This window comes from Chitinophaga sp. (genome assembly GCF_039596155.1).
Lineage (GTDB): Bacteria > Bacteroidota > Bacteroidia > Chitinophagales > Chitinophagaceae > Chitinophaga.
The window spans coordinates 70669-84751 of sequence record NZ_JBCNKF010000009.1 but is presented as its reverse complement, the minus strand read 5'-3'; the positions used below and the strand labels follow the sequence as shown (position 1 = coordinate 84751).

8 protein-coding genes are annotated in these 14083 nt (G+C 46.2%); all 8 read right to left on the bottom strand.

Going from position 1 to position 14083, the window contains the following annotated elements; genetic code table 11:
* Nucleotides 1-6 precede the first annotated feature (6 nt).
* The 8 genes from ABDW33_RS11105 to ABDW33_RS11070 are packed head-to-tail and all read right to left on the bottom strand — an operon-like array spanning nucleotide 7 to nucleotide 13943.
* Complete coding sequence (locus ABDW33_RS11105) at nucleotides 7-1581, bottom strand: DUF5008 domain-containing protein (RefSeq protein ID WP_343690134.1); 1575 nt, start codon at nucleotides 1579-1581, stop codon at nucleotides 7-9.
* A 17-nt stretch (nucleotides 1582-1598) separates the two neighbouring features.
* The gene (locus ABDW33_RS11100) at nucleotides 1599-2300 is read right to left on the bottom strand and encodes a hypothetical protein (RefSeq protein WP_343690133.1); all 702 of its coding nucleotides are present in this window, start codon (nucleotides 2298-2300) and stop codon (nucleotides 1599-1601) included.
* Nucleotides 2301-2310: 10 nt separating this feature from the next.
* Nucleotides 2311-3849 carry a RagB/SusD family nutrient uptake outer membrane protein gene (locus ABDW33_RS11095; protein ID WP_343690132.1) on the bottom strand — a complete coding sequence of 513 codons (1539 nt, stop codon included), beginning with the start codon at nucleotides 3847-3849 and terminating at the stop codon, nucleotides 2311-2313.
* 11 nt (nucleotides 3850-3860) lie between these two features.
* A complete protein-coding gene (locus tag ABDW33_RS11090; RefSeq protein ID WP_343690131.1) occupies nucleotides 3861-6980 on the bottom strand; it encodes a SusC/RagA family TonB-linked outer membrane protein in 3120 nt (1039 codons plus the stop codon).
* Between the two features lie 12 nt (nucleotides 6981-6992).
* Nucleotides 6993-8015, bottom strand: a complete 1023-nt coding sequence (locus ABDW33_RS11085) for a DUF5007 domain-containing protein (protein ID WP_343690130.1) — start codon at nucleotides 8013-8015, stop codon at nucleotides 6993-6995.
* 5 nt (nucleotides 8016-8020) lie between these two features.
* Nucleotides 8021-9586 carry a carbohydrate-binding protein gene (locus ABDW33_RS11080; RefSeq protein ID WP_343690129.1) on the bottom strand — a complete coding sequence of 522 codons (1566 nt, stop codon included), beginning with the start codon at nucleotides 9584-9586 and terminating at the stop codon, nucleotides 8021-8023.
* Entirely contained in the window at nucleotides 9583-11094 is a 1512-nt protein-coding gene (locus tag ABDW33_RS11075; protein ID WP_343690128.1) for a RagB/SusD family nutrient uptake outer membrane protein, read from the bottom strand. Before ABDW33_RS11075 ends, ABDW33_RS11080 begins: the two co-directional genes overlap by 4 nt.
* Nucleotides 11094-13943, bottom strand: a complete 2850-nt coding sequence (locus tag ABDW33_RS11070) for a SusC/RagA family TonB-linked outer membrane protein (RefSeq protein WP_343690127.1) — start codon at nucleotides 13941-13943, stop codon at nucleotides 11094-11096. Before ABDW33_RS11070 ends, ABDW33_RS11075 begins: the two co-directional genes overlap by 1 nt.
* Nucleotides 13944-14083: the final 140 nt, after the last annotated feature.

The following is a 14083-nucleotide window of genomic DNA, read 5'->3' as shown; positions in this document are numbered from 1 at the left end:
TGACCTTTACTTAAATAATAACCTTACTACATTACTAATTTCAACCCTGTTAAATGAGCTAAAAGCTCCTGTAATGAGCACCTGCGTCTGACCGGAAGAATTAGTAGTTTCTACTACCCTGGAAAGAATACCACCAAAATCAGCAGTGTTGTTATAATCCGCTGCCAGTGATCCATCAGCATTCAAAACCATAAAACCGCTCCGGTGTACTTTGCCATATTTATTGAAATAACCATTCACTATGATCAGTCCGTTATTCAATTGTTGTGCGTGATAGTAACTCATATCGGCCGCCATCGGCAATGGTGCAAGTTGCGGGTCCACAGTTCCGTCGGACTTAAGCATGACCAGGCCCTGGTGATCTACACCGTCGAATTTGCGAAATCCTCCTGCCAGTATGAATCTTTGGGTCGTGGCATTGTAACGGATGCTGGCAATGACATTGTCGGCCCCATTACCACCAAATCCCTGATCGAGGCTGCCATCTGTATTGATCCTGGCTATAAAAGGTGCATTTAACCCATTATAGCGGGTAAAGCGGCCTACTATGATCAGTTTACCATCATCCTGCATGAATGCATCGCTAATGGGCCCATTCGGGCCATCATTACTCCTGTGCAAAGTGGTGTTGTAATTGAATGTAGAATCTAGTGAGCCGTCGGGGAAGAAACGTATCAGGTTCCTCACCGGCACACTGTCTACCACCAGCGAATCCCGCTCGTGCAGATAGTCTGATACACCATACACATATTGTTCGTAATAACTGAATGAACCGATAGCCGTGACTTTATTGTCATGTACAAAAACTTTCGCGATATTTCCGTCCGTGCCACCATTGAATGCCGGTACGGTATCTTTTCCTTCAAATGTGTTGACGACAGTAGAGTCAATCGATCCATTTGCATTCAATACAGTAATATTGCGCATTTCTGCCTGATGAATATCGTACGAAGCAAAGCTGCCACCTACCACCAATTTCCCGCTAGGCAATGTACCAATCGTACTGAGTGAACCATCTGCGCCTCTGCCTGACTGCAGGGAACGGTCTATCTCACCATCTTTAGAGATCATTACAATGCGGCCTATAGGTTTTACTACCCCCTTATGTTCATAGTCCAGGAAGTTTCCAATCAGCAGCATACGTCCGTCAGCAAAGCGATAGACATCTGTGACCCAGCTACTGGCACCTACCACTCCTTTCCAGGTATTATCTATGTCCAGTTTGCCTTTTACTTTGAATACCGGGCCGATGAAGACCTGGTCACCAATAGACACACTGGTAACACCGGTACTGGCCGTAGCCGGTACTTTTACCTGAATACCAGTTGAATCCACAGCGACTATTTCACCTGCTTCTCCATTGAAGTTGAAGTGGATACTATCTTTATGCAGCAACAAACCCTTGCCTTTGAAAGTGATCACTGTGCCCGTCACCGCTTCTGAAGGTACAGGAGCATCTGTGCTCAGAGATACGCCCAGCGGTTCCCGACCACCGGCATATGGATCCGGATAGACTTTGTCATTTTTGCGGCAAGCACTGAGCGCCAGGCTCACAGTCAGTATATAAGCGAGTATTTTCATATCATGTACTAATTTTATCATCCCCCTGCCTGCATTACTGATATCATGTCGTTAATGAATGCAAAGGAGTCAAAACCGAAAGTATAGTGATCCTTATCCAGTGTATGTACCACGCCGTTGTCCGTAAGAATATTCGTAGATGAGACAAATGCTGTGATCCAGTTGTCAAACGGGTAAGTAAGATCCGGTATGTAGGAAATGGACAGCCGCCGGTAGCCTACATACTTCACCCCGTTGTCATCTGTATACACGGCACCTATATTCATCGTGGTGTTATTCCAGGAGAGATAATCCTGTCCGGGGTAAATTGATTTTAAACTAAAATCGATCTGTGGGTAATCCTTCAGCTGGTTGGCACCATGAAACATATATCGCTGCAGGTATTTCTGCCACACTACGGGCGGTACATCGGCCAGTGTTTTCACCGTATCATAACCGCTCCTGAAAAGTTCGGTATTGAGATTCTCTATCAGGTTCTTGATACTACGGTCTGTAGGAGCGAAAAAGGTGAGTGTATCCTTTGTAAATACGTCTTCCATACCTGACAGTCTCACTACCTGTGCCACTGAATCAAAGAAGAATGGAACCGCATCCAGGTAGGCGAGTGTATTCCCTTTGAAATGCGGATCCTGTTGGCCGGAGTCCCGGTAGTATTGGTCCTTTTTACAGGCGAATAAGCTGATAAGTAGCAAAGCAGAAAATAACATCATGCGCAGCATAAGACATGTTTTATCTTAACCAGTAATTATTTAATTGCATATAAGGGTTGTTATCCAGCGAAGCTGTGGATATAGGCCAGGTCCATCCGCCGTTATCGAACTGGGATTGGGTCAGTGCATAATAGCACCAGTTTGTATTTGTTACCCGGCCTGTTCTTACCAGGTCAAAGTAATAATGTCCTTCCATCATCAGTTCCTTCGCTCTTTCGGTGAAGATGGCCTCTTTCAGAGCTACGCCACCAGCGCCCTGGTACAGCGTTGTCCTGGCCCTGTCTCTGATCAGGTTCATCATACGGATGGCTTCTGCATCTTCGCCCAATTCTGCCAATGCCTCTGCCCTGAGCAGAATAGCGCCGGCATAGCGAAGTACAATGAGGTTGTTATCTACGTTTACGTCGTCGTTTCCCTGTTCGTACACACTATTGTACTTTAAGAACAGGAAGGTGCCGTCGTTGGCAAACATCTGTGAGTCGAACCACATTTCTATACGGGCATCCGGTATGCCTGTCGGATACAGGCGACGCAGGTACTCCGCCCTGAAATAGCAAAAACTGTATTGGTGATTACCTGCCGGACGCTTGTAAGGATAGTGCACGACGAGCTCGGAAAGATCGTTCCATTTTTCCGATAAGGTTTCGCCGTAGTTAGAGCTGATCACGATATCGAAAAGGCTTTCTTTACTACGTCCTTTGAAAATGGTAAATGACTGATCTATCGGCAGCAGTTCATACGCATTGCTCTGTATCAGTTCATTGCCCAGATCAGCAGTGGACCGGTAATATTGCTGTGCGTTACCTTTATCAAAACCTGCATTCCACATATTCATTTCCATAATCAATCCAATGGCGGCCCCTTTGCTCGCACGTGCACCACGGTTGGCAGGATCAGTAAAAGTCCAGGGCAGGTTGTCCATCACACCTTTGAGGTCTTCGATACAGTTTTTCATTACGGTAACCATCTTCTCCCTGGGCAGTGGAGCTTCGTGATAAGCGTCTGTGTAATAAGCTACATCGCCCCACAGGCGCACCATTGTCCAGTAAGTCATGCAACGCATAAAGGTGGCTTCTGCCTGATACTTGAGTTTCTGTTCATTGGAGAGATCTGGTATTACCCGGCGGCCTACTTCGTATTGCAGGATATTACAGGCCTGTATTACCCTGTAAAAAGGTTTCCAGTCTGATAGGTTCGCCAGGGCAAATATGTTCCAGAAATCCTTGCCACCGGGCGTATAGATCAATGGGAGTAAATCATTTTTAGCAGCATATTCTACAAAGCTACGGTCGTTACCATCATTCTTTTGAGGGGAATAAGCCAGCATACCACCTCTCACCTCACCTGCTACGGCGTACATCGGGCAGGATCCCACTACGTCTCTGAAGAGCCCATAGATATCCCACATGTTATCTTCCACATCACTCGCACTCTGGAAGAAGGCATTGCCGGACAACCTGTCAAGTGCCTTTACATCCAGGAATTTCTTACAGCCTCCCTGGGTGATCATTAGTAAGCAAGCGATGAGATATATCCTGCGATACATAATCGTTCTCATTTTTTAGTGTGTTAGAATTCTATATTTATCCCAAAATTGTAACTGCGTGGTACGGGGTAACCACTGGACTGATCACGTCCGAGCGCCGATACATTTTCCGGGTTTGGGCCGCTGTAGGGAGAGAAGGTGATCAGGTTATTGCAGGTGAAATACATCCTCACTGAATTCACACCGTATCTGTTGGTGAACTTCCTGTTGAGTAAATAAGCCAGTGTGATGGTATTGATCTTCCAGTAAGAACCATCTTCTTCAATCAATGTCTGATCATACCGGTAAGGTCGTATTGATGAGTAACGGGTATAGTCAAAGGGATTAGGATATTTTGCATTCGTATGTTGCGGTGTCCAGTAATCCACATCGCTTATATCCACTACAGCTTTGGCTGTGTAAGGATCTCCCAGGTACTGCATTCTTTCTGCAAAAGCATTGTTGAGAATCTTGCGGATCAGGGTATACGAGGTGTTGAGGTTCAGCGACCAGTTCTTGTAGTTCACATAAGATTGTAAGCCACCCGTGATCAGTGGTTGCGAATTACCCGCAGGCACATAGTCATTATTATCCAGTATGTAGTTGTGGTCTACGTCTTTGTAAATAGGATCGCCTGCTTTAAAGTATGTGCCATCGGCAGTACGGTAACGCTGTCCGGTAGCCGGATCTACAGGTACGTCTGCATCTGTGGCATACACCCCTTCTGTCTTAAGCAGGTAATTTGTTAAACTATTTCTACCTACGCGGAATAAGGTATTCTGACTGTTGGAATAATCATATTCAATAAGCTGCCTGGCACCATTGGGCAGATGGGTCAGGATGTCTTTATTCAGCGCCGCATTGACGGATACCGTCCATTGTACTTTGCTTGTACGTGGCAATGGGCGGAAGGTCAGGGTCAGTTCATACCCATAGTCAATGAGTGACGTTTCATTAGTGGTGATCTTATCGAAACCGGTGATGTTGGATAAGTTCTTTGTTCTTAACAGGTTTTTTACCGATTTGTAATAAGCATCGAAGATCACTTCCAGCCGGCTGTCAAAGAAACCTGCTTCGAAACCTACGTTGTACTGGGTAGTTGCAGTGGGTTGTAAAGTGGTATTCGGTAAGAGTGAATAGTTGATACCCAGGCGCTGATTAGCATTGTATGTACCACGGGGATCAAACGTACCATAGATTGCAAATATATCGCCGGAAGGTACGATATTCTGTCCCCAGCTACCTCTCAATGAGCCATATGTGAGCCATTTCTTTTCACTGAGGAAATTTTCTTTGTTGAAGTTCCACCTCACACCTATTGCAGGGTTCTTTGAATAAGGATCTTCAAAACCGCTGCTGGAGGTACCATCCATACGATAACTCAGGTCCATTACATATTTCTGCCGGTAGTTGTACGAGAAGGTACCTGCAAAGCTGGCAATGTGCTGTTTGCTGTAGTTATCGAGCAAACCACCACCCAGCGACGCATAGCCGTCATATCCCAGTGGTCCCTGGTACTGGTCATTGGGTGTTTTCTCCTGTTGTATCACCTGTGCCTGGAATCCTTTGCTATAGATTTCATTGAAAGCAGAGATAAAGAAGTTGTGTTTATCATTGATACTTGCGAAGTAGGACAGTGTATTCCTGTTATACAGTGTAAACTTGCGGTCGTTGTACGCATATACCTGTGAGAAGTCTTTGTGTGCAGCAGCGGGTGTAAACCTGTCTTCCGTATTACTGGCATATTCGTAGCTCACGCTTGAACCCAGGCTCAGCCCTTTCAATAACTGGTAACTCAGATCCAGGCTTGCTCTCACATTGGCGGTTTTATTATCGTTCTTCGTGTCCAGAGAAGACAATATACCGGCAGTGCTCTGGTAGAAAGAAGGGCCGGGCAGGAGTGACGACGCCGCAGCATTTGCGGCAACCCCACTTTGTGTCAGGCCATTACCATCTCCTTTATTTCTTTTACCCACCTGTGTAGACAAGGTGGTGAATACCCTGAACTTCGGGTTAGGCTGATACAGCATATTTGTATTTACAGAGTAGCGGTCAAACCCGGTATTACGGATCACGCCATTTTCATGATAGTATCCCATATCCACTTTGTAGTTGAATTTCGGGTCGCCACCGCTAATGTTGATATTGTGTGTCTGGTTGTAAGTAGCCTGATAAAACACATCCTGCCAGTTGGTAGAATTGTTATAATATGGATTGAGACTATCCGCCAGGAAATAGGTGGTAGAAATGTTATAAATATTATCAATGTTCCCGCTACCGTAAATCTGTTGCAGACGTAATCTCCTCTCTGCAGCACCACCGATCGTCTTGCGCAACTGTGGCGGGGTATTCACAAAGAAATTGCCCGTATATCTTACCAAAGGAATAGGAGAACTACCTCTGCGGGTGGTGAGCAGGATCACCCCATACGCACCACGGGATCCATACAGCGCAGTTGCCTGTGCATCTTTCAGGATTTCCAGGCTCTCAATATCTTCCGGCGGAATAAGAGACATCGGGCTTACACCGGGGCCTGCTGACTGGTACCCATATTCAAAATTGGCATCTGCATCGATAGGTACACCATCTATCACATACAAGGGGGATGTGGGGGAGAGGAAAGCATCATTCCCACTACCCGTTACCGTAATATTGGAGAGACCTCTGATCTGTATCATACCACGGCCACCTGGTGCACCGGTATTATTCTGAATATTCAGACCAGCTACACGGCCTTGTAACAGTTGTTCTACATTCGAAACAGGCACGTCCTGTATTTCCTTACCGCCTACGATCACCGCGGAACCGGTCGTGATTTCGCGGGTTTTCTTCTGATAACCGATGATCACTGTTTCATTTAGTTTATTCTCTGTCACAGACAGGCGAATCACCAGTTCTCTTTTATCTTTCAACGTAATACGGTAATCAGAGTAGCCTATATAACGGAATACCAACGGTGAATTAGGGAACACACTGGCGGAGAACTGACCACTGGCATTGGTGATTCCCACTGCTTTCAGCGGACTCCCTGCCATGATACTTACCCCTACTAATGGTTCATTGGTAACACCATCCCTGACCTGCCCGGTGATAGTAACCTTGTCCTGGGCCTGTAAGAACCCGGCGGTTAGCAGACAAAAAAGCAACAGTATAATTTGTTTCATAGTTTTCATTGTTTATTCATCCCTGAACCGGGGGTTGTTCCTGAAATAGAAAATGATTTCCCAATCTCCTTCCTGGTAGATGTTGAAAGAAAGATCCATTGAAGCTGTCTTCCTGACGTTGCCGAAACCGACTCTTGTAAAACTGAATTTTACATAAGCCTGGGAGCCATCTCCATTGGTAAACCGTGTTCTGAACCGCATCAGAGGTATAGGAAAGGCTACCTGGTAAGTGACACCAGTAGTAGTGCGTTGTATATTAAATCCATGCATCAGGCTGTCCCATGGTGTCAGGTTAAACTTTGCGGGATCTATAGGCAGGGAATCCTTATCCATAAATTTGAAAGTCACACTATGGCCACTGCCTGCTTTATGAAACAGCACCCTTACACTATCTGATTTCAGGTCCAGGCTATTGTCATCATTGGTCATGTTACTGATGCCCGGATGGTTGTATTGCAAGATGAAGCTGGATGAGTCGTTTGTATTTGGATAGGTCGCCTTTTGTTTGCCGGTAATGGGATCATATTCATAGGGTGAATAAGGCTGTTCCATAAATGGCATCAGACTCAGATCCTTATATACATTTTTACCACCTGAATTCGTTGCCTCCACATCGAAGAGATAACCGGAATCAGGTTGTGCCCGCAGACTGGTAGTAGACCACAGTACAAAATCGCCGGAGGTAGGCCTGATTTCCCAGATGGGATGCTTTTCTCTCACCCGCTTGGCATTGATCTCCTCAAGTGAAGTCTCAAATCCTGTGTAGGCTTGTTTCCATACCAATGCGTCTACAGTCTGATCCAGATCAGTGCTAGGTGCGCCGGTTGTCTTCAGGCGTACATTCAGTATTTTAAACTGAATAGGTGTGCTGGAGTTGTCAGTATTGAAGATCTGTGAATACAGCGTGGTTCTGCCCATTACAGGCGCATATACAGTCTGATTGTACACGGCCCTGGTACTGAGATAATCCAGGTCATCTGCCGCCCACTTACGGCAGGAAATGAATAAGAGTAATATTAATATCAGTCGTTTCATGTGCATTAATTCAAGGGTCGGAAAGTGACGGACTTCACATCATAGCCGCCGGTTTCTTCAAAGAAGCGCATCACATGTATTCCTTTGGTGAGATGGACGGTAACTGTGGTATTCTGGCGTTTGTGATAGTCAGTGGTATTAGGCACTGTTACAGAACCAGTCACATCCACTCCATCAAATTCTATATGGAATTTGCGGTTATCATTAGGGCTACCCAATAGTATGGAGGCCACGTAGTAACCGGTTTGCTTCACATCTACAGTATAATTCATCCATTCACCGGCATCTGTCCAACCCACCTGGTAACCGCCTCCGGAATTTTTGGAATAGTCAATATCTACCCCTTCATTAGGCCGGTATTTACCTCCTGAGTTTTCTGTTGTTACATCGTGGTATCCTACCCCCTCTCCTCCCGGGTCATAGTCTTCGAGTGTAATCACACCAGGAATTGGCAACGGGCGACCTTCAGGCAAGAGCTTAATAAACCGCAGGTCATAGAGTGCGAAATCGAAATAGAGTCTTAACAGGTGTCTGCCTGCTTTCAGCTGCACACCGCTCACATATATATCCGTATAGTTGCTATAGTCTCCGGTAGATTTAGTGGTCATTGCACTACCTGGTACGTTATTGCCATCCAACAACAGGTGAAGTTTCCCATTATCACCACCGGCACCATATCGCAACTGCATTTTATAACTGCCGGTTTCGGTGATATCTACACTGTAGTCCATCCATTCGTCAGTTTCAGTCCAGCCTATTTTAAAGCCGTCTTCACCGCTAGCGATATCCACATTTTCAGCGGGACGATACTGACCCCCTTTATTATCGATAGAGAAATCAAGGTAAGCAACTTTGTTACCTCCCCGATTGAACTGTTCCAGCGCAATCACCCCCGGAATATAGAAGGGGTAGTCATTCCAGGGAGTAGATGTTGTGGGGTTCATACGACCAATGAACTCATCGAAGCCGAACTGGTGATCCTTGTCAAGTATGTTCACAAGCCCATTGTTCGTCATGATATCGATAGCTACGGTGGCTGCATTGGACCAGCGATTCGTATAGATCACACCTTTTGTATCGCTGTAAGTAATGATACCGGGGCCGCCGTTTACATGCCCTTCTGCATCTGTGCGGCTAAATTTTCCATGCATGGGATATCCATAGCGGATAGCAGGTAACTGAAGGCCATCCTGCAACTGCATCCTGCCTGCAGACACCGTATCTCTTACAATGTAGCGGCATACCAGTGTATCCAGCTGTTCTTCGGGCAGGGAATTGATGTACATAACTGCCCGTCCCTGTATTACGCGCAGGGTATTCATGTTTTCGATGGCCTGTTTAAAACTGGCATCAGATGGAGCGAACACCGTATAGCTTCCGGATCTGAGACTATCCGTCAATCCTACGCGTTCTACCGCCAGGAGGAAAGAATCATATTGCTGCTGGCTACGCAGAAAGTCGTAGGTGGTGCCGTCAAATTTCTTCAGCTGGTTGGTATAATCATAATATCCTTTATCCTTCTTACAGGCAGCAAAGACCAGGAGCAGGAAAAATAAGGTGTATTTACTCATTGCCAGTAAGGATTTTGCGTGATCAATGGATTTTGTGTAATGACCTCATCTGCTACCGGCCAGTAGATGCCCCCATTATTAATGAGTGTCATAAAAGCCGGATCATTCTGTTTGATTTTGTTGTAACGGATCAGGTCAAACCAGCGCCACCCCTCTCCCATCAGTTCTTTGCGTCGTTCTCTGAAGATGGCATCGATCAGGTCACCTTCCACAGTGACATCATAACGTTTTATTCTCCGCATATCGCGGATGGTATTCAGCAGATCGATCGCTTTCTGTTGCTGACCGATTACAGCCAGTGCTTCTGCCTGCAGCAGCGTAATGTTTTCCAGACGGGTAATGATGATTGTACTGGAGTATATTCTGAAGGAGGGATCAGAAGTATTACCATCCTGTATCACTTTCACTTTGTTGAAAATGGGTACCTGGGTATTGAAACTGGTAAAGTAGCGGTCAGAAGTAGGAACACCGGTCAGTGTATCCAGGCTGAATCGCTCATCCAGCGGTTGGTTAAAGACGGACAGGATTGTATCCTTAGGCACATAGATGTCAGGCAATGCTTTGTCTACAACTGGTTTTGCAAGGGTAAGTTCCTCAAGGTGGCCGGAAAAGGTAGCATCCACATGGCCCCAGTCGAAGTTGAAGCCCAGTATGTGGTTATCCTGTTTCCAGTGGAAAAAGCCGGTACCTCTTACCAGTTCGTCGGTGCCTACATAATAGCTGCCACCTTTGGAGTAGTTATCCAGTACAAACTGTGCATATACAGAGGCATCTACATATTTGCCCTGATAGGCAGCGACATGTGCGAGAATAGCGTAGGCGGTAAGTTTACGGGCCAATACGCCAGCCCAGCGTGTGTTAGTTTCATTGTAGTATTGTCCTAACTGCTGCGGATCATCCACGCTGTATTTGTAAGGCAGGTCGGGGGCTGCTGCCAGTAATTCCTTTTCAACAAAAGCCAGTACAGTCTCTTTGTTATCCCTTGCTTTGTTTTCGAACTGACCATCGTGAGAGGACGTGATCAATGGTACATCGCCCCATACTGATACAAGAAAGAAGTAGGTGTAAGCACGCATGAAACGCATCTGTGCGATATCCACTTTCATATTCTGTTCAGAGTATTTGGGGTCACGTTCCCTCACTTCAGCAACGTGTTCCATGAACATATTGGCAGCATTGATCACCGCATAAAAACGGCGCCAGTTAGACAGCGTTTGCAACAAAGGATAAGCGGCCCTGAGATTACCTTTAACAATGGCTTTCAGGTCCTGCCGCTGCAGGGATTGAAAATCGCCCATACGTAGTTCTCCATACATCCACCAGGCATTGTTGTCTGCCATGGCAGCGCGGAGGAGACCATAAACACCGATAAGGGCAGTGCGCGTATCTTCGTGTGAGTTCCAGAAATTCTCTTCTGAAACTGCATGTGTGGAATCAATATCCAGTAGTTTTTTACAACCGGTACTACAGGATAGTAACAGAAGCAGCAGTAGGAATAGTCGTTTCATTACAAATCCATTTTTATGCCGATGGTGTAGGTTTTAGTAAAAGGAAGCGCGTAGCCATTATCAAAGCCACTGTAATCTACCAGCTCAGGATCCCCTCCTGTATAAGGCGTGAGAGTGAAGAGATTGCTGGCTGTTGCGTAGACAGAGAGGTGATGAATCGGGTTCTTCTTCTTCCACCACTTCGCACTTGTTACATCATAGTTGAGAGACAGGGTGCGCAGTTTCAGAAAAGCACCGTTCTCGAGGAAGAGATCCTGGTCGGTACGGTATGGGTCCACGGTACTCCATGGATTATAGCGGGGATATTTATCATAGTTCCCTGCTTTTGACCAGAAAGTGATTTCTTTTACAGCGCTCATATCGATCTTACCTTCCCTGTTAATGAAATCAAAATGGTTCGCCATTTCTGTATTCATTACTTTTCTGAATGCGGTGAAGTACCAATCTATACCGAGGGTAAATCCTTTCCAGCTGATATCATTTGTGAAGCCGCCGGAAATGAGTGGGAGTATATGTCCTTTCAATACCTTATCCTTATCATCAATGACGCCGTCTCCGTTCTGGTCTTTCCACCTGGGGTCGCCCGCCTGCAAAGGGATGCCTTTATAGTTCAATATCCTGCCGGTAGAGTGGTTGGCAGGAATGTCGCTTTCCCTGTTATAGATACCGTTGTTTTCCAGTACCCAGAACTGATCGATGCTATTACCTACTTTCAACAGCCGTGTTCCGTCTGCCACTACGAGTTGCTGTAATCCGCCGGGTAAGGCCATAAGGGTATTGCGGTTGTAATTCAGGTTAATGCCTGGCTGCCAGGTGAGATCTTTGGTAGCGATGATCGCATTGGCGCTCAGGTCAATACCCATGTTACGGACTTTCATCCCGTTTTTGAACTGGAAGGCATAACCATATTCGGCGGAGAACGGTACCTCCAGCAGCATGTTTTGATCCATTTTGTGATACACATCAACCGCTATGTTCATTCTATCGTGTAAGAAGGAGGTATTCCAGCCGATATTTAACTGATCGGTGAACGGCCACCGGATACCATAGCCGATATAACCGGAAGAATAGGCGCGGCTGATGCCCGGAAATCCGTTGTATGAAAAGCGCACAGGGTTGTTACTGAAGGAAAGGTCAGAAGTATACTGCGGGCCTTCACCGAAGCGGTCATCCGGCATCAACCGGCCTACTCTTCCCCAGCTGGCGTGAAGCCTGGATGTGGTACTCAGTTGCCATCCGGCAGTAACGGTGGGTGAATAGAACCACCAGTTGTCGGGTTGTGCACTGGAAGAGCCATCGGCTCTCATCATGAGGGAAAAGTCAAAACGGTGATCATATTGATAAGCCATACGGCCATAGAATGACAGCAGGCGATGTCTTTGCTTGTCGAGGAAGGTGAACATCAACGCATGGTTAAAGGACTTAGGCGACAGGTAATTGTCTTTTGAATTATCAGAATACAGGAGGTTTACCCGGATCAGGTCATTCGGTCCTTTGTAAGCATAGGCATAATTATATCTGTTAAAGTCTGCCTGAAAGTTCTCGCCGGCTTCCAGTTTTACACCATGTTTGCCCCATTGGTGTTGAAATTGAATGTTATTATTTACAAACACGCGCTGGTTATAACCAAAGTAATTAGAGAGGTAGTTCACCGTTTCGAGCAGGGTACTGGGATAGAACACATCGCGCAGCCCTTCGTTGTAATCAAAACCTGAGAGGGAGTTAATTTGCCAGTCATCAGAGATCTTTACATTGATGGAGAAGTACCCGTTTACTTCATTAGTTTTATTATCATCAAATGACTTGTCCCATTCTTTCAGGTATTGTGCATAGAAGGCTTTGTTCGGAGGCAGCGGGCTGCTCAGGTCTGGCAGGTATTGCATTTCGGCAAAGCGATCGCGTAGCCAGCGATTGCGTTTTCTTTCCAGCCGGGTAGCGCTAAGCATCGCGCTGACAGTAAAGCCTTTGAGCGGTACCATGTTAATCTTAAACATGGCGTTGTAGCGATCGGCACGGGTACGATCGGCAGCGTTGGCGGAACGCTGGTTGCCTGCGGCAAAAAGAAAGTTGGCTCTCTCAGTACCGCTTGAAAGGGCGGCGTTGATGCCGTAAACAGGTGTATTTTTAAAATAGAGGTCAGTCCAGTTAGCCGGCCCGTAATAGGCATTATTAGTCGAATCCCGGAGATATAAAGGGTAGGTCTGTGCTTCGGTCCCCGTGGCATATTTATCGTAAAAAACCTGCCTGAAATCGTTTTCGAATTTAGCGTTGGTTGTATATAAATGAGGACGTGTTACCATCCCAAAATAGGTATTAAAACTTATTTTCCTTTTCCCTATCACAGGCGCTTTGGTATGTACAAGAATGACACCTCCATTCGCTGCGCGGGGCCCGTACATACCCGCCTGTCCGAAGTCTTTGAGTATTTCGATGCTTGCAATATTATTGGGATCAATGGCCGCAAAGACATTACTGGCAGGCCCTAAGTGATTGTATTGAAACTCCTGTATATCGAAAGTAAATGGATGGTCTGAGATCAGCGGGATGCCGTCTAAAATGATGGTAGGTTGCGCTTCGTAATAATTACGGGCGCTGATGTAAGGAATAGCGGTACCGCGCAACACAATACTACTCATGGATGCCGGTTCGGCAGATGGTTCCTGAATATACACGCCGGCAGCATTGCCTTTGAGCAATTGTTGCAGGCTGTTAAACGGGTAGATCACTTCCCTTTCCACGCGCATACTGTCGGCGCTGAGCGGTAGCGAATCTTTCCGTAATGACTGTGCGCGTACGTTATGGCCATACAATACCAGGCACGTGATGATGATCCGTACAGATAGATGCATATGAGAATATGTTTAAAGAAAGTGTAATCGATTACACCTGGCGCTAAATGTTTGTACGTGGAGTATTATGATAGGGTGAACAACACGAACCTGACCCGTGAATACAAAAACGTGGAAAATTGTAAAACGATTTAGCGTTT

Excerpts from the sequence above, each read along its gene's own strand:
- ABDW33_RS11090 (WP_343690131.1), bottom strand. The coding sequence starts at position 6,980 with ATGAAACAAATTATACTGTTGCTTTTTTGTCTGCTAACCGCCGGGTTC.
- ABDW33_RS11070 (WP_343690127.1), bottom strand. The coding sequence starts at position 13,943 with ATGCATCTATCTGTACGGATCATCATCACGTGCCTGGTATTGTATGGC.
- ABDW33_RS11085 (WP_343690130.1), bottom strand. The coding sequence starts at position 8,015 with ATGAAACGACTGATATTAATATTACTCTTATTCATTTCCTGCCGTAAG.
- ABDW33_RS11100 (WP_343690133.1), bottom strand. The coding sequence starts at position 2,300 with ATGCTGCGCATGATGTTATTTTCTGCTTTGCTACTTATCAGCTTATTC.
- ABDW33_RS11105 (WP_343690134.1), bottom strand. The coding sequence starts at position 1,581 with ATGAAAATACTCGCTTATATACTGACTGTGAGCCTGGCGCTCAGTGCT.
- ABDW33_RS11095 (WP_343690132.1), bottom strand. The coding sequence starts at position 3,849 with ATGAGAACGATTATGTATCGCAGGATATATCTCATCGCTTGCTTACTA.
- ABDW33_RS11075 (WP_343690128.1), bottom strand. The coding sequence starts at position 11,094 with ATGAAACGACTATTCCTACTGCTGCTTCTGTTACTATCCTGTAGTACC.
- ABDW33_RS11080 (WP_343690129.1), bottom strand. The coding sequence starts at position 9,586 with ATGAGTAAATACACCTTATTTTTCCTGCTCCTGGTCTTTGCTGCCTGT.